This window comes from Acinetobacter sp. ACNIH2, from assembly GCF_002934965.1.
GTDB classification, from domain to species: domain Bacteria; phylum Pseudomonadota; class Gammaproteobacteria; order Pseudomonadales; family Moraxellaceae; genus Acinetobacter; species Acinetobacter tandoii.
The window spans coordinates 1,817,583-1,834,262 of record NZ_CP026412.1; the positions used below are offsets into that span (position 1 = coordinate 1,817,583).

A 16,680-nucleotide genomic window follows, 5' to 3' on the forward strand; every position below is an offset into this window, starting at 1 on the left:
AGATTTAGCGTTGTAAAGTGAGAAGCACACCAATAAAAATTACGACGCCGCCGAGTAAACGCTGCCAATTCACAGGCGTTTTGTCGGTACCAAGTAGACCAAAATGGTCAAAAATCATCGATGTCAGAATTTGGCCAAAAATAACCAAACCTGAGAACGTGAGAAAACCTAATTTAGGGGCAGTATAGATGCTTATACTGATGGCATAAACCCCTAAGCATCCACCTAGCCACAAGTACCAAGGAATACTGGAAAAATCTTGTAAATTAGGTTTAGGTACAGGTTGGAATAGCACAAACAACGCTAAGACGATAGTTCCCACAGTAAATGACAGTAATGCTGCTTGTAGTGGGGAATGTAAATGTTCTCTTAATTGACTGTTAATAGCAGTTTGAAAGGTCATTGCAATACCAATACCGAATGCAAGCGGTAAGAAAAACAGCAATTGACTCGATATTTTCATCATTTTAACCCATTCATTCTTCTTGTCTTTTTATCAGTCTAATCCAAATACACATAGATTTCATAAGTGTCTTGATGCAGTCATGTTAAAATATGCAAGATTCCCGTTGTGCTTTAGAGTCTTTTCCTTGACTGATTTACATCCTGAAAATATCCCGTTGTCTTTATATATTCACATGCCTTGGTGTGTGCGTAAGTGCCCGTATTGCGACTTTAATTCTCATGCGGTGCCAGATGGCAAACTGTCTTTGGATTTGGAGCAACAGTATTTACAGGCTTTGGTTGAGGACTTTAAGACCCAAGTTGAATTTGCTCAAGGTCGAGCCATTCATAGCGTATTTATTGGTGGTGGAACGCCCTCGCTTATTTCTGCACAAGGTTATCAATGGTTATTTAGCCAATTAAAAGCCTTGTTGCCTTTTGAGGCCGACTGTGAAATTACCTTAGAAGCCAATCCGGGTACGGTCGAGCATGATCCTTTTGCCGATTACTTGGCGGCAGGCATTAATCGCCTCTCAATTGGGGTTCAAAGCTTTAACACCGAGCATTTAACCAAGTTGGGACGAATTCACAGCAATGCCGATGCGATTTCTGCGATTGGTTTGGCACGTGATGCAGGATTTCAGCGGATTAATGTGGACTTAATGCATGGTTTGCCTGAACAGACTTTAGAACAGGCTTTACTAGATTTAAAGCTGGCGGTGGAAAATGGTGCAACCCATATTTCATGGTATCAATTAACCATTGAACCGAACACGGTGTTCTTTAGAACGCAGCCTATTTTACCTATAGATGATGTACTTGAAGAAATTCAAGTGCAGGGTGAAGCTTATTTAAAAGCACAAGGTTTTATTAACTATGAAGTTTCGGCATGGCGTAAAGAATTGCCTTCGGCACATAATTTGAATTACTGGCAGTTTGGCGATTACTTGGCAATCGGGGCAGGCGCACATGCCAAAGTTACCCAGCCAGATGGCGTGTACCGTTTTCAGAAAACCCGTTTACCTAAAGATTATTTAGCCAAAGTTCCTGCGGAGCATGTGCAGTTTAAACGGATTGAAGCAGATGAATTGCCGTTTGAGTTTATGATGAATGTGTTGCGTTTAAATGATGGAGTTGCTGCTGAAAATTATGCGCAGCGTACAGGTTTGAGTTTGACTGGCTTGGATGAACTTTTAAGTTCTTTACGTGCACGAAAGTTGTTGTCGGATGATGCAACACGTTTAGCGTGTACTGAGCAAGGGCATGTATTCTTAAATTCGGTATTGGAAGAATTTATCTAAGTTTTATCAAGCCCAAAAAACTCCAAATTATGATGATTGGAGTTTTTAAGTGATCTACCTTTTAATGAGGCATATTTATTCATCGATATAGAAGGAATGAATATGCCTTTTTCTATGGAATCAAAAATTTAATAATAAAGACTCATTGTTTAACAGAAGAAAATAGCAAAGACTGGGTTTAGAAGAAATGATAGAACCTTGGATGAATAATCTTTCAATTTGAATTTAACAACCATTCGTTTGAGTGGCGAAAAAGAATATTAAAAAGGATAAAAGTATGTAGTAATTTATAATGCTAAGGGAATAACATGAAAAAAATAGGACTATTATCACTCATGATGCTTGGAGTGGTAAGCTCTATGTCAAATGCAGCGATTCCAGATCAAGTTGCTGAAGATGCTTATCTTTATGGCTACTCCATTGATGAAGCCTATAAATATTTCTATAAAACAACGATTGAAACTAACATCCCATTAAATCGGTTCCAAAATATTCGCCAACTCGCGGATGATACTTATACTGCTCACCCAACCATTAACAACGACACGCTACATTTAATGGGTTGGTTAGATGTTGGGGCAGAACCTGTTATTGTCAGTATTCCAGACTTTGATAAGGGGCGTTACTGGATTTTACATACCATGGACATGGGACACTACACGACTGCCATGATTGGCGCTAGAACGCGTGGCATCAAAGGTGGTCGTTTCATGTTCGCATCAAAAGCATGGAAAGGCACAGTACCAGATAGTGTAGATGAAGTGATTTATGTAGATTCTGATTTGCAGAAAATGATGGGTCGTATTATGGCGACCAATAAAGAAGATGAGAAAAAAGCCTTAAATTATATGGATCAATGGAATATTCGGACTTTATCTGAGTATTTAGGTGTGGCTGGACCAAAGCAAAAGAAAAGAACCTATTTAGACCCAGCAAAAACCTCATGGTTAGAACGTGTGAACTTTATGCTCTGTGAAGGCACCATGGCTGAAGCCGATAAGAAATGGGTCAGCCAATATAAAACAATGGGTATTGCTCCATGTAGTTCTAAATTGACCCAAGAACAGCTTGCAGCCGCCCAAGTGGGTGAAAAGCTTGGGATGCAGCATATTAAAGACCTTGTGCCGAAATTAACCCACTCACGTAACTTGCTTGGTACACGTGAGCAATTGAGTGATGGTGCCCGTGATTTATTTGATATTGGGACGTATTTAGGTCAATGGGGTTTACCCGCAGATGAAACTGTATATTTAAAAGCAGACGTCGGTTCAGATGGTCAAAAGATCAATGGTTCGAATGGTAAGAAATACCAAATGCGTTTTAAAGCACCAGAAGTCAGTCAATTCTGGTCATTTACCGTCTATGGTTCCGACAACCGACTGATGGTGTATAACGAAATGAATCGTCATAGTCGTGGTGACCGTACACTGAAAGCGGGTGCAGATGGTATGTACACTATAAACTTAAGTTCTGATGAAAAAGCCAATGCCAACAATCCAAACTTTCTACCAATTCCAAATAAAGATAGCTATATCATTTTAAGAATGTATGGCCCAAGTAAAGCCATGCAAGAGGGTCAATGTCCAATGCCTGTGATAGAAGTGGTGAAGTAAGACTTTTATGTAATAGCCTATTAAAAAAAGCTCAGACTTCAGTTTTGGGCTTTTTTTGTCAATATGGTATTGATTTCAATTATTTTTAATTTACTAACTCGTCATCATAGATCAGATCATCTTCATGCACATTGATAAAGTCAGGTTGTGGGTTTGTATCAAATTGAACCGCAGAAATCGACTCCTTGCCTAAAATCTTCGCTTTTCCCACTCTGTGCATACCATCCATTAATCTGCCTTGAGCACATAAAATGATTGGATAAGATAAATCTGCCTCTAGAATGAGTTGCATGTGCGCAATAATGTCTTGAGTGGTTGGGTGAGTATCTGGATACCAATAAGCTTCGTCTAATTCCTTGATGTCTGATAGCGGAACTTGCCTGACTTGAAAAGATTGAGTGAATTCGATCAAGCGATCGACATCCCAAATGTAGGTATCGTTTTCAACTTTTCTAAAATGATATTGCTTTCTCATCAGGATTAAATCCAGCAAAAAATACAAAAGAATTAAAACATAAAGTCTAAAAGAATACCTGCGTATGAAATTAAGCGAGTTAATAATCATCAGATTTTAAATGATCAGTCATTTTTGATTCAGCCGATAATGAATAGTGTTGATTCATTTGTACGAATTAGCTTACATCAATTCCCGCTTTTTGCGCCTATGTGCCTCATCATGATTTTCATAATATAGAACCATAGAAAGCAGGATGCTCCAATAGAATAACAATAAAGATCTGCACAAGGACGAAGGTAAGACAGGAGTCATACCTCAGCATTGAATGTGAAAAACCCCGACAGGATGTTGGGGTTTTTTATTGGCCAAATTTTTATTGATTGCAAAGAAAAGCTTCGAATTACATCTTAAAAACAGTGCCACTGTGAAACTTTGCTATGCTGAATAAATGAGCTGCGGTACAGGACTCTAAGTTTCGAAAAGTTGAAAATAACCACGCAATAATAAAGGAGAATTCGCATGGTACAGACCAGCCAAGACCGTAATCCAACCCCTGATTTAGCTGAAGATAATGCCTTTTTCCCTTCGCCTTACTCACTTTCTCAATACACTGCCAGTAAAACTGATTTTGATGGCACGGACTATCCAACGCCTTATACTGGGAATAAAAAAATTCTGATGATTGCAAGCGATGAACGCTATTTGCTCATGAAAAATGGCAAATTCTTCTCTACGGGCAACCATCCTGTAGAAACCTTGTTGCCGATGTATCATCTAGATCGTGCAGGTTTCAAAATTGATATTGCGACCTTATCGGGCAATCCCGTCAAGCTTGAAATGTGGGCGATGCCTCATGAAGATGCTGTGGTGCCAGCAACATTCCAAAAATATTTAGCCCAGTTTAAAAAGCCTTTAAAACTTGCAGATGTATTGAAAAATAGTTTAGGTGAGGACTCTCCCTATTTGGCTGTCCTTATTCCCGGTGGGCATGGTGCTTTAATTGGTTTACCTCAAAGTGAAGACTTAAAAACTTTATTGAAATGGGCGGTAGCCAAAGATAAATTTGTGATTTCTTTGTGCCATGGGCCAGCAGGATTATTGGCAGCAGCTGTAAATGAAGCACCAGAAAATTATATTTTTAAAGGCTATAAAATGTGTGTTTTCCCTGATGCACTAGATCAAGGAGCAAACCTAGATATTGGTTATATGCCGGGGGAGTTACCTTGGTTATTGGCGGAACGCCTCGAACAATTGGGTGTTGAGGTGGTCAATAAAGAGATGTCGGGACAATGTATTCGTGACCGTAAGTTAATTACAGGCGATAGTCCATTGGCATCGAATACCTTGGGTAAAATGGCAGCTCAGGCTTTATTGGAAGAAGTTCAGTAGAGAAATGAAAAGAGATGCGAAGAATAAAAAAGACCGCTTTAGCGGTCTTTTTATTGAGTTTATAACTTAGTAATCAAAACTAAAATGTTCCGCAGCTAATGAGGTCATGGTGCGTGAAGGGTTGACCATCGCTTCAGCATGACCTTGTGTACGTGGTAGCAAACGTTCAAAGTAGAAGTCTGCGACTTTAATTTTAGCTTTATAAAATTCTGGGGTTTCTTGACCTTCACCTGCTGCAAGTTTAGCAGAAGCTACTGCCGCTTGTTGCGCCCAGAAATAAGCCATCATCACATAGCCCGAGAACATGAGGAAGTCTACAGATGCACTTGATACGATATCGCGGTCTTTACGTGCTGCAAGCATAATACGCACAGTTAAAGCATTCCACTGTGCGCAAAGCTTGGTTAAATCCCACGCAAAACGGCGCATGTATTTATTGCGTGCATGTTGACCACAGAATTTTAAAATTTCAGCCGTATAGTCACGAATCACTTTACCTTTAGAGGTCAGTAAAACTTTACGACCAATCAAGTCCAGTGCCTGAACACCTGTAGTTCCTTCGTATAGGGTTGAAATACGTGCATCTCGTGCAATTTGTTCCATCCCCCATTCTTTAATATAACCGTGACCACCATAAACTTGCATACCATGATTGGCTGCTTCTAAGCCTAATTCTGTTAGAAAGCCTTTTAAAATTGGGGTGTAAAAACCTAAATGATCATCGGCTGCTTCAAATGCGGCTGTATCGCCCAGTGTTAATGCATCGGCCATTTTGTCGGCAATTTGTGCAGCATGATAAATCATGGCACGGCCACCTTCAGCAATCGCTTTTTGAGTCAACAACATACGACGCACATCGGCATGGTGAATAATCGCATCCGCAACTTTTTCAGGGTCTTTTTTACCTGAAAGGGCACGCATTGACATACGTTCTTTGGCATAAGGTAACGCGCCTTGGAAAGACAGTTCAGCATGTGCAATACCTTGAATCGCGGTCCCAATACGTGCAGTATTCATAAAGGTGAACATGGCATGTAAGCCTTTGTTCGGTTCACCGATTAAATAACCTACAGCATTGTCAAAGTTTAAGACTGCTGTTGCAGAAGCTCGAATCCCCATCTTATGTTCAATTGAACCACACGTTACAGGGTTGCGTTCACCGAGGCTGCCATCCTCATTCACCAAAAATTTAGGCACAATGAACAGAGAAATACCTTTGGTGCCAGCAGGTGCATCTGGAAGGCGGGCGAGAACGATGTGAATGATATTTTCAGTTAAATCTTGTTCACCCGCAGAGATGAAAATTTTGGTGCCTGAAATATTATAGGTACCATCGCTATTTGGCTCTGCTTTGGTTTTGACTTGGCCTAAGTCTGTACCACATTGTGGCTCTGTTAAACACATGGTACCTGACCATGTCCCTGCAACCAAATTTGGCATATACAGATTTTTTTGTTCATCTGTACCAAACTGTAAAATGGTGTTCATACAGCCAATACTTAAACCAGGGTACATCTGGAATGACCAGTTTGCCGTCCCCATCATTTCCGATTTAATCAAGTTTAAAGATTGTGGTAAGTTTTGACCGCCAAATTCCTCAGGGAAAGATAAACCTTGCCAACCACCTTGGACAAATTGGTCATAGGCTTCTTTAAAACCTTTTGGCGTTTTCACTTCACCATTGTCAAAATGACAGCCTTCTTCATCGCCAGATTGATTAATTGGCGAAAGTACGTTTTCACAAAAATCCGCTGCACCTTCTAGAATCATGTCTACAGTGTCAGCATCAGCGAGTTCGCCGTTGGATAAAGTTTTGTAATGTGCAGGATAGTCAAACACTTCATTCATTAAAAAACGAATGTCGTGTAGGGGAGCTTTATATGCTGGCATGATATTAATCCTAATTTAGAAATAGTTTTGGATTATCCGAATCGATAATTTGATTATTCACATTAGTTATAAAAATACATTGATAGTGTAGCCCAATAGAAATGTCAGAAAGGCTAATTAAAGTAAAAAATGTTATCAAAATATTGTATTTTTTTGCTACAGTATCTGCGGTCTTTTGATCATTTAATCAATTTTTTTGATGTCTTAAAGTATAAATAAATAAGGGGTTTAAAAAAACCTATGCGTTTAAAATATTTAAGTTGCTGTCTTTTAAGTTTGAGCATAGTCGGTTGCTCTCAGCATGTCATAAAATCCAATTCGAATACATCTAATTCGACCAATACCTCTTTGGAACAACAAGCGGTTACTGGCGTCAATGCGATGTATGAATATCCGAGTTACGATTATCGCGGTAACATGGGTTTCCAGTTTGATACCAGTAAAGGCAAAGTTGCCAATACCCAAACAACTTCTAATTCGACGCAGAATTTAGACCCCGCCATTCAAAAGCAGTTAGATCAGTACTTAAAACAACAAAAGTTGTCGTTGAGTAAACAAGAGAAGCAGGCCTTGTATGAGGCGATTCTTGCAGAGCAAAGCCCGTATTCTTACGGTCAAGGTTCGGATTCATCATCTGCCCGCATTGCTGCAGGTCTGATGAATTTTATGAATGATTTAAAAATTAGCTATGATGGTTCGGTACATTATCGAGACAAAATGGCATCTTTAAATCTGGTGGCCAAGTATCAAAAACCAACGCTATTGGTTGAAGCGAAGCTCCCAATGGTGGTGGATTTTCAAAACTATAAGTTCTATGCCAATTATTTTGCGTTCATGCCTTACTTGGTCAATAAAGACAGTCAGGCATCTTATGCATATTTAGATTTTTCTAAATATAAACAAGATCTTGATCGTGTAAATGTGCCTAAACTGGTCGATTACCTGAAACAGATGAATGCTTTGCCTTATGTATTGGCTGATACTAAACAATTGCAGCGTATGCATGTTTCAGCATCAGAAAAACAACAGGGCATCAGCAATAAAATCCGCTATCAAGGTGATTTGGGCAATTTAATGCTGCAAATGAGTCTGTTTGAGCAGATTAATAAACCATACCTTACTCAGCGAGTCATGGGCGTGGTTGAAACTGATACCGTCAGTGAAGATGCTTCAACTGTAGCAGAAGAGGCCGAAAAAGCTGCAGACGCAGCGGTTGCAGCAAGCAGTGAATCAGTGAGTGCACAAGCCTACGCATCTTCAGAGCGTGTAGCAACCTTAATTAATAATCGTTTGGATGAGTTGTTATATCCAGAGCAAGAATCAACTGATGCATCTGAACATACAGAAGAGGTTGCCGAAGCGCAGGAAGAAACTGTTGAAGATGAAGTAGCAGAAGATGTTGCTACGGGTGCAGTTGCTGCAGCATCATCAAGTCAACTTTTATCGGAACAGGCATGCGAAGCGTTGTTGGGTAGTAAAAAGCATCTCGCAATTGGTGATGTGACTTACTGTCAAGATATCTATGGCATCAAGTTGCTACAAACAGCGCAAGGTAAAGCGAAATCAACCGCTTCTGCTTCTGCACTGGAGCAAAAAGTGTTGGCGATGCAAGAGGTACAACAAATTTTTGAACCTTATGTTAGCGATCAATTAACCGATGTGCAGGCGTTTAAAGCGCTTTGGATTAAGCATCAACCTGAAATTCAGGCTGCTTTAGCGGAAAGTGGACAGGCTATGCCAGTCACTATAGATGTGGCGTTGGATAATCAAGGTCGTGCAGTAGATTTGGCATATCAATTACAATTTGCTGATGAGACCATTGGGAACTTCGGTATCAATCTAGATATGCAAGTCTCGAATTATGGACATGGTACACCGATTGATAAAAAAGCATTACGCGATGCCAAATCGGTTGAGGAAGTCACCAAAGGCTCAATGCTAGAAAATGTAGTGACAGGCTTTACCAAATCGTTAGGTATGTCTGGAACTGGTGTAGATGGACAGCAGGGAGAACAGTTGAGCTTTGATCAGCAGTTGTCGGACTTGGCAGAAAAAACTTTTGCAAACACAGGTTCTTATATTAAGACTTACCAATCGGTCTTCGTCTTGATGCTGTCTGCAAACCGCCCTGAAATAGTGAAGCATTATAGCAATAGCGAATTAAATGAAATTGCAGAAGTCTATGCTTACCGTTTCAATGACCGTTTAGAAGAGCCGAAAGGCAAAGCTTTAACTCGTTTGAATAGCCTGAAAGCAAAGCACAAATTACTAGATCCAGATCAGTTTGATGAGTTGGGTTATAGCGCTGCGCGTATTGTTCAAGACGCTTCGGAAGGTGCGAAAGAATATCAGGCATGGAACAAGCGGATTCAACAATTCAAAACCCCACAAGCGGTATTTGCAGATTATTATATTGAATTGTTTAAGGATGACTATGAGCTCAATGCTGAGCAAACCAAAACTTTAAAAAGTGCGGCAGCCGTACTGGGTCAAGCATTTGCAGATGATCGTAAGGATAAACTTTCCGAGCAATCTATTGCCAAGTTAAACAAAGACCACGATGGTTTTATGGATTATGATCTGTATGAAAAAGCGTATGTCGCTGTGGTTAAGCATTTGAAATAAAGTCATGTATTCAAAAAAGCCAACCCAAGTCGGTTGGCTTTTTTATTTTCCCAAGGGTGTTCTTGAGTAATTAAAGGAAATCTTTTAATTCAGGTTTCACCCCATTCCAAATGGAAAAGGCTTCTATGGCTTGTCCAACTAACATGCCAAACCCTTCAGAACTTGGGATACCGCGTGCTTTGGCTTGGTCAAGAAAACTGGAGGGTTTACCGTAAGCCATTTCGTAAGCATGGTGAAAAATCAATTGCTCTGGAAGGGTTAAGGCTTCACCACTCAAACTGGCAGAAGTGGCATTAATCACCAGATCAAATTCTCCAGTTAAGGTAGTGAGTGTTGTCGCACTGAGTTCAGCTTGCGGCACATGCTGTTGTAAATCTGTCACCAGTTGTTCCGCACGAGATAGCGTACGGTTGGCGATCACGATGTGTTTCGCGCCTGCTTGTACCAAAGGATAAATCACACCACGTGTTGCCCCACCTGCACCTAAAATTAAGATGCGGCTTTGCGTGAGTGACCAACCCAAAGCATGGATCGCATCGACCAGACCTTGACCATCGGTATTGTCGCCATGAAGTATGCCATCTTGCATCCATAGCGTATTGACGGCTTTGGCAATCTTGGCTCGTTCGGTCAGTACCTGACATTGCGCAAAGGCTTGCTCTTTAAATGGAACAGTGACATTCATACCACAGCCACCTTGAGCGAAAAAATCTTGCACACTGGCTTCAAAGCCATCTAGAGGGGCTAAGCGTTTGCTGTAGCGGAGGTCGATGCCTGTTTTTGCTGCAAAGGCATGATGAAGTTCAGGGGAACGAGACTGTTCAATCGGGTTGCCGATGACAGCGAATTGTTTGCTCATCGCACAAAATCCATGTGAGAAATGCCGTTCAATATACGGCAAATTGCACTCAGGCTAAAGCGCTAACCTATTTTTTCTGGGGTGGAAATCAAGTGCTTATGGATTACAAATATTGTGAATTGTATCAAAGATGAGTTTTGCAGTAGTCAGTGCTAAGCCAATCGCTGCAAGTACGGCAATACTGATCGAAGCATTATCATTGAATGCACTTTCAGAAAAAATAGTCGTACTAATTGAACTCAGGAAGACAATAGCAAAGCAGGAAAAAACCATGATGGTTGAACTAACTCTTTTTGTGAACATGTTAGAGACCTCAGATGACAGCACAGAACGATACGAGATTTTCATGTCATTAAAATGAATATATTAAAAATACCTTCTTTTAGTTTATGTATTTTTAAACCGTAAAGAGCGGGAATGCTGTTTTAAAGCGGTGACAGTATTTTTGATAAATGCAAAGAATAGACATTTTTGTAGAAGACATTCTACGGGGAGTTTGTGGGGAAATATACCAATCTAAGCTATAAGTCGCCCTGATCTGGTTAAAAAGGGCGTACTTAAGGTTTCAAAATTGTAAGTGCGTGTGTCTATTTGAGTAGATTGAGCCAATCTTGAGGTTTTAAATAATAATCCGTGAGTTTTTTCTCGGCAGAGTCTGCCTCCCATTCAGGGCGATATGACCAACCCGCTAAATTAGGCAAACTGACCAAAATTGATTCAATTCGTCCGCCTGTTTGTAGCCCAAATAATGTGCCACGGTCATAAACCAGATTGTATTCGACATAACGACCACGACGGTAAAGCTGGAATTCGCGTTGTGCTTCAGTATAAGGTTTATCTTGATTTTTTTGGAAAATTGGCAAGATCGCGTTTAGGTAACCATTGCCCACCGCTTGAATGTAGTTAAAACAGGTTTCAAAGTCCCATTGATTTAAATCATCAAAGAACAAACCACCAACACCGCGTTGTTCATCACGATGTTTTAAATAGAAATAGTCATCACACCATTGCTTATGTTCGGCATAAACGCCATCGCCAAATGGAGCACATAAGTCATACGCGGTTTGATGCCAAGACAGTACATCTTCATCGTTCGGATAAAATGGGGTGAGGTCAAAACCACCTCCAAACCACCAGATTGGGTCTTGTCCTTCAGGCTCCGCTACAAATAACCGTACATTGGCATGTGAAGTCGGCACATTCGGATTTTTAGGATGAATCACTAAAGACACCCCCATGGCTTGGGCTTTTGCACCTGCAATCGAAGGATGACGTTCTGTAGCAGATGCAGGCAGTTTGGAAATATTGATGTGCGAGAACATCACGCCGCCTTTTTCAATCACTGTACCATTTTGTAATACGCGTGAACGTCCGCCACCGCCTTCAGGGCGTTGCCAATCATCAATGATAAATTCAGTAGTTCCACCGCCAGCACGTTCTTGTTGTTCTAAGCTAGCACAAATACGGGCTTGTAAATCGAGAAGAAAGTCACGAACACGTTGAATATCTGTGGACGTTGGATGTTGCATCTCAACCCTCTAAAAAAATAATAAAAGTTGCCCTAACATGTAACATAAAATCATAAAAAAATTAAGGTTTTTTCTTATTTGGATAAATAAGTTGGTTAGTTTGAATGACAGTATCTGTCTGATCTCATAGAAATTATCCCGACTAAAAGGCTAGGTTGAATTCTGAATTTAAGCTCCGCACAATAGAGGAAACACGCCTGTTGTATCAGGCAGAGATTCTGATGAGGCATCCATGACTCAAGCCAATTCCCTTATTCAAAAGTACAATGTTGCAGGTCCACGCTATACCAGTTACCCAACTGTGCCTTATTGGGAAGAGCAAGATTTTAGTTTGGTGCAGTGGAAGCAAAGCCTAAAGCGAGCATTTGATGAATCGAATGCCCGAGAAGGCATTAGTTTGTATATCCATCTGCCGTTTTGTGAAAGCCTATGTACCTTTTGTGGCTGCCACAAACGCGTCACCAAAAAGCATGAGATGGAACAGCCTTACATTCAAGCAGTGTTAAAAGAGTGGGACTTGTACTGTCAGTTGTTGGTCGAAAAACCCATCATCAAAGAAATTCATTTGGGCGGTGGCACACCGACTTTCTTTTCGGCCGAACATTTAACTCAACTTATCCAAGGCATTTTGTCGCAAGCGGAAATCGCGGACGAATATGAATTTAGTTTTGAAGGGCATCCGAACAATACCACGCGTGAACATCTGCAAGCCCTATATGACCTTGGTTTCCGCCGTGTCAGCTACGGAGTGCAGGATTATAATGAAAAAGTACAAAAAGCCATTCATCGCATTCAACCCTTTGCGCATGTACAACAAGTGACGGACTGGGCGCGAGACATTGGTTATACCTCTATCTCTCATGATTTGGTGTTTGGCCTGCCTTTCCAAGATTTAACCGATGTTTTACATACCATTGATCAAACCAATCTGTTACGTCCAGACCGTTTGGCATTTTATAGTTATGCGCATGTGCCTTGGATTAAAGGCAATGGACAACGTGGTTTTAAAGATCAGGATGTCCCCAAAGACGAATTAAAACGCCAGCTCTATGAAGAGGGTAAGAAAAAACTGCTGGCACAGGGTTATTATGAAATTGGCATGGACCATTTTGCTTTGTCACACGACAAAATGTATCAAGCATTTCAGCACGCAAATTTACATCGTAATTTTATGGGGTATACCTCATCCAAAACTCAGGTCATGATTGGTTTGGGGCTTTCGTCCATCAGTGATAGTTGGTACAGCTTTGCGCAAAATGAAAAAACTTTAGAAGATTATTATGCGCGTCTAGAGCAAAATGAAATACCTGTCTATCGTGGGCATATTTTAAGCAATGAAGACTTGGTCATTCGGCAACATATTCTGAATTTAATGTGTACCTTTACGACGTCATGGCAGGACAAAGCTCAGCGATTTCCAGAATTACCGCAGGTATTACAGCAACTAGAAGAAATGCAAAAAGATGGCTTGTTAAGGATTGAAGCAGATCATATTCAAATTACTGAGCAGGGCAAACCTTTTGTGCGGAATATTTGTATGGCATTCGATTTGCGTTTAAGTCGGAAAATGCCGAATAATCGTATTTTCTCGATGACGATTTAGCTGACTTAAATGCTGTTATTGATTGAAAAATGTGCAAATAAATCAGGCGAGGATGACTTAAAAGTCATCCTTTTTATACATATGTGCCATGCGTTCATGTTTGGTTTTTAAATAATCTTCATTGAACGGATTTAAACCCACCGTTAATGGTACACGGTCTATTACATTAATCCCAAGATCGGTTAATGCTTTAATCTTTAATGGATTATTGGTAACCAAGCGAACTTCTTTGATATTGAGATGATCCAACATAATGCTACACATATCATAGCGACGTGCATCGGCAGGTAAATTCAGCATGAGGTTGGCATCGACGGTGTCATGACCTTGATCTTGCAGGGCATAGGCGCGAATTTTATTGGTAAGACCAATGCCACGACCTTCCTGACGCAAGTAGAGAATGACGCCTTGTCCGACTTCATTAATGAGTTTCTGGGTGGCTTGTAATTGCGGGCCACAGTCACATTTTAATGATGCGAAAGCATCACCAGTCAAACATTCCGAGTGAATGCGAACCAATACTGGACCCGTTGGTGGTGTATCGAGTCCTTTAGAGAGCGCAACATGTTCTTCACCCGTTTTCGGGTCTTGAAAGACCGTAATTTTAAATTCACCAAAAGCAGTGGGAAGGCGAGACGTTGCGACAAATTCTATAGGCACTGTTTAACCCGTTAAATAGTTTATAAATTGACTAAAGTATAGCGTAATGCTTGGACATTAGTAGAATAGTCACATTGAAAATGTATGCAAGATTTTCTTTTTTGTAGAAAGCGAACGATAATAGTTGATAAATAGCTATATTATTCAGGATAATCTACGCACCAAAAAACGCCAATTGAGTTTTGTACTCAAGTACGCATCGCCAGAAATGTGGCTGATTGAAGGTGATATCATCCCACGATGATCGAGTAACCCATTTACCTAGCTTAGGATTTGCCAGGCTTTAGAAGGCTTTGCCACATATGTTGTATACAGAAATACCAACTCAACGCCCTGTAACACCGTTGCTGGATACGATCGATCATCCACAACAACTACGTTTGCTCGCGCGTGATCAACTACCACAAGTGGCGGATGAGTTACGTCAATTTATTTTGTATGCAGCTGGACAAAGCGGCGGACATTTTGGCGCGAACTTGGGGGTCATTGAGTTAACAGTTGCCTTGCATTACTGTTTTAATACGCCAGATGATCGCCTCATTTGGGATGTGGGTCATCAGGCTTATCCACATAAAGCCTTAACAGGTCGTCGTGAGTTATTAACCACCATTCGTGCTAAAGATGGTCTAGCAGCATTCCCTGCGCGAGAAGAATCGATTTTTGATACTTTTGGGGTTGGCCACTCATCTACTGCAATTTCAGCGGGGCTGGGCATGGCGTTAGCGCGTCGCTACCAACAAAATCCTTGTGATGTGGTGGCGATTGTGGGTGATGGTGCTATGACTGCGGGCATGGCGTTTGAAGCCATGAATGATGCCGTGGCGCATAACGCTGACTTGATGGTGGTACTCAACGACAACGATATGTCGATTTCGTGCAGTACGGGTGGTTTTGCCAAACATTTGGCAGCAATTTGGGAAAGTGGTCAGTCAGTACATATTTCAGAACAAGGCGAAGCCTACGTACAACCACATCCAAAATGGTCATATAACTCACGCTTGCATCAATCCGCAACAGAAGCTGCTGATAATCTGTTTAAAGCGATTGGTTTTGATTATTTTGGACCCTTTGATGGCCATAATGTCAAAGAGTTGACACAAGTTTTTGAAGCGCTGAAAAAACGCAGTGGACCGCGCTTAATTCATGTCTATACCAAAAAAGGCAAAGGCTTTGCACCTGCTGAAGCAGAACAAATTAAATATCACGCCATTAGCAAAATAAATGCCAAGGCGGCACCGCAAACAGCGCCTAAATATTCAGATGTATTTGGTCAGTGGTTATGTGATCAAGCAGCACAAGATTCGCGTTTACTGGCCATTACACCTGCGATGTGTGAAGGTTCAGGTATGGTCAAGTTTGCGCAGCAATATCCAGAGCGTTTCTTTGATGTGGCAATTGCAGAGCAACATGCAGTGACCTTAGCTGCGGGGATGGCGTGCGAAGGCTTAAAACCTGTGGTTGCGATCTATTCCACCTTCTTGCAACGTGGTTATGATCAGTTGATCCATGACGTAGCATTGCAAAATCTGGATGTGACGTTTGGTATTGATCGTGCAGGTTTGGTCGGTGAAGACGGCCCAACGCATGCAGGAGCATATGACTATGCCTTCATGCGAACTGTGCCGAATATGGTGATCATGGCACCGAAAGATGAAAATGAATGTCGTCAAATGTTGCATACGGCCTATTTATATCCTGGACCAGCAGCGGTACGTTATCCGCGTGGTAATGGCCTTGGTGTGGAAATACAGCAGCACATGACTGAACTAGAAATAGGGTGTGCTGAAATCATCTTGCAATTGAACGAAACTGCTGATGAACAGATCAGCATTCTGGCCTTTGGTAGTCGTGTTGCGGCATCTGTAGAAGCTGCACGTAGTCTGGCACAGCAACTGGATGTTGGCGTGCGTGTGGTGAATATGCGCTTTGTGAAACCTTTAGATGAACAGATGTTATCGCGCTTAGCCGATCAAACTCAATTGTTTGTCACAGTGGAAGAACATGCGGTAATGGCAGGTGCGGGTAGTGCAGTGAATGAATATTTGGCACAAGCGCAAATTGTTAAGCCGATGTTGAATTTAGGTTTGGCTGATAACTTTATGCATCAGGAAACACATAATCAAATGTTGCAACAAGCAGGCTTAGATGCACAAGGCCTTGTTAAATCAATAGAATCAGCATGGTTAAAGCTTGTACAAAGTATAGGCTGATCAAAAGCTAAATTTTCGAAACATTTTTTCCCTAAAAGCGCTTATATTTGTTAAGATATAGGGGCTTTTATGCATTATTCTTTAATCAATATCTTCAAAT

At 41.0% G+C, this 16,680-nt stretch carries 13 protein-coding genes; 6 read left to right on the plus strand and 7 right to left on the minus strand.

Going from position 1 to position 16,680, the window contains the following annotated elements; translation table 11 throughout:
• Nucleotides 1–4 precede the first annotated feature (4 nt).
• A complete protein-coding gene (locus C3F34_RS08470) occupies nt 5–466 on the minus strand; it encodes a DMT family transporter (protein ID WP_016168646.1) in 462 nt (153 codons plus the stop codon).
• 79 nt (nt 467–545) lie between these two features.
• On the opposite strand from C3F34_RS08470, the gene hemW reads away from it, so the two are divergent.
• Both hemW and C3F34_RS08480 read left to right on the plus strand, forming a co-directional pair.
• The gene (hemW, locus tag C3F34_RS08475; protein ID WP_416333145.1) at nt 546–1,745 is read left to right on the plus strand and encodes a radical SAM family heme chaperone HemW; all 1,200 of its coding nucleotides are present in this window, start codon (nt 546–548) and stop codon (nt 1,743–1,745) included.
• A 308-nt stretch (nt 1,746–2,053) separates the two neighbouring features.
• Nucleotides 2,054–3,358: a DUF1254 domain-containing protein gene (locus C3F34_RS08480; protein WP_104441406.1), complete on the plus strand. Its 1,305-nt coding sequence runs from the start codon at nt 2,054–2,056 to the stop codon at nt 3,356–3,358.
• Nucleotides 3,359–3,443: 85 nt separating this feature from the next.
• Here the strand turns inward: C3F34_RS08480 and C3F34_RS08485 are convergent, their stop codons facing one another.
• On the minus strand, nt 3,444–3,833 hold the full coding sequence (locus C3F34_RS08485) for a hypothetical protein (RefSeq protein ID WP_044739650.1): 390 nt from the start codon (nt 3,831–3,833) through the stop codon (nt 3,444–3,446).
• A 501-nt stretch (nt 3,834–4,334) separates the two neighbouring features.
• On the opposite strand from C3F34_RS08485, the gene hchA reads away from it, so the two are divergent.
• Nucleotides 4,335–5,204: a glyoxalase III HchA gene (gene hchA / locus C3F34_RS08490; protein WP_044739649.1), complete on the plus strand. Its 870-nt coding sequence runs from the start codon at nt 4,335–4,337 to the stop codon at nt 5,202–5,204.
• Between the two features lie 66 nt (nt 5,205–5,270).
• On the opposite strand, the gene C3F34_RS08495 is transcribed toward hchA, so the two are convergent.
• The gene (locus C3F34_RS08495) at nt 5,271–7,094 is read right to left on the minus strand and encodes an acyl-CoA dehydrogenase C-terminal domain-containing protein (protein WP_016168640.1); all 1,824 of its coding nucleotides are present in this window, start codon (nt 7,092–7,094) and stop codon (nt 5,271–5,273) included.
• A gap of 240 nt (nt 7,095–7,334) precedes the next feature.
• Here C3F34_RS08495 and C3F34_RS08500 point away from each other — a divergent pair, with 240 nt between their 5' ends.
• The gene (locus tag C3F34_RS08500) at nt 7,335–9,719 is read left to right on the plus strand and encodes a hypothetical protein (RefSeq protein ID WP_104441407.1); all 2,385 of its coding nucleotides are present in this window, start codon (nt 7,335–7,337) and stop codon (nt 9,717–9,719) included.
• A 70-nt stretch (nt 9,720–9,789) separates the two neighbouring features.
• Here the strand turns inward: C3F34_RS08500 and aroE are convergent, their stop codons facing one another.
• The 3 genes from aroE to hemF all read right to left on the minus strand — a co-directional run bounded on the left by aroE (nt 9,790) and on the right by hemF (nt 12,107).
• On the minus strand, nt 9,790–10,578 hold the full coding sequence (aroE, locus tag C3F34_RS08505; RefSeq protein ID WP_104441408.1) for a shikimate dehydrogenase: 789 nt from the start codon (nt 10,576–10,578) through the stop codon (nt 9,790–9,792).
• A 96-nt stretch (nt 10,579–10,674) separates the two neighbouring features.
• Entirely contained in the window at nt 10,675–10,881 is a 207-nt protein-coding gene (locus C3F34_RS08510; RefSeq protein WP_016168637.1) for a hypothetical protein, read from the minus strand.
• Between the two features lie 284 nt (nt 10,882–11,165).
• Nucleotides 11,166–12,107: an oxygen-dependent coproporphyrinogen oxidase gene (gene hemF, locus C3F34_RS08515; RefSeq protein ID WP_104441409.1), complete on the minus strand. Its 942-nt coding sequence runs from the start codon at nt 12,105–12,107 to the stop codon at nt 11,166–11,168.
• A 232-nt stretch (nt 12,108–12,339) separates the two neighbouring features.
• Here hemF and hemN point away from each other — a divergent pair, with 232 nt between their 5' ends.
• Nucleotides 12,340–13,710 (plus strand): oxygen-independent coproporphyrinogen III oxidase, encoded by a 1,371-nt coding sequence (gene hemN, locus C3F34_RS08520; protein ID WP_104441410.1) that lies wholly within the window; start codon nt 12,340–12,342, stop codon nt 13,708–13,710.
• 57 nt (nt 13,711–13,767) lie between these two features.
• Here hemN and ribA read toward each other — a convergent pair whose 3' ends face one another.
• Nucleotides 13,768–14,370: a GTP cyclohydrolase II gene (gene ribA, locus C3F34_RS08525; protein ID WP_016168634.1), complete on the minus strand. Its 603-nt coding sequence runs from the start codon at nt 14,368–14,370 to the stop codon at nt 13,768–13,770.
• Nucleotides 14,371–14,672: 302 nt separating this feature from the next.
• Between ribA and dxs the strand changes: the two genes are divergently transcribed.
• A complete protein-coding gene (dxs, locus tag C3F34_RS08530) occupies nt 14,673–16,580 on the plus strand; it encodes a 1-deoxy-D-xylulose-5-phosphate synthase (protein ID WP_104441411.1) in 1,908 nt (635 codons plus the stop codon).
• The last annotated feature ends 100 nt before the right edge of the window (nt 16,581–16,680 follow it).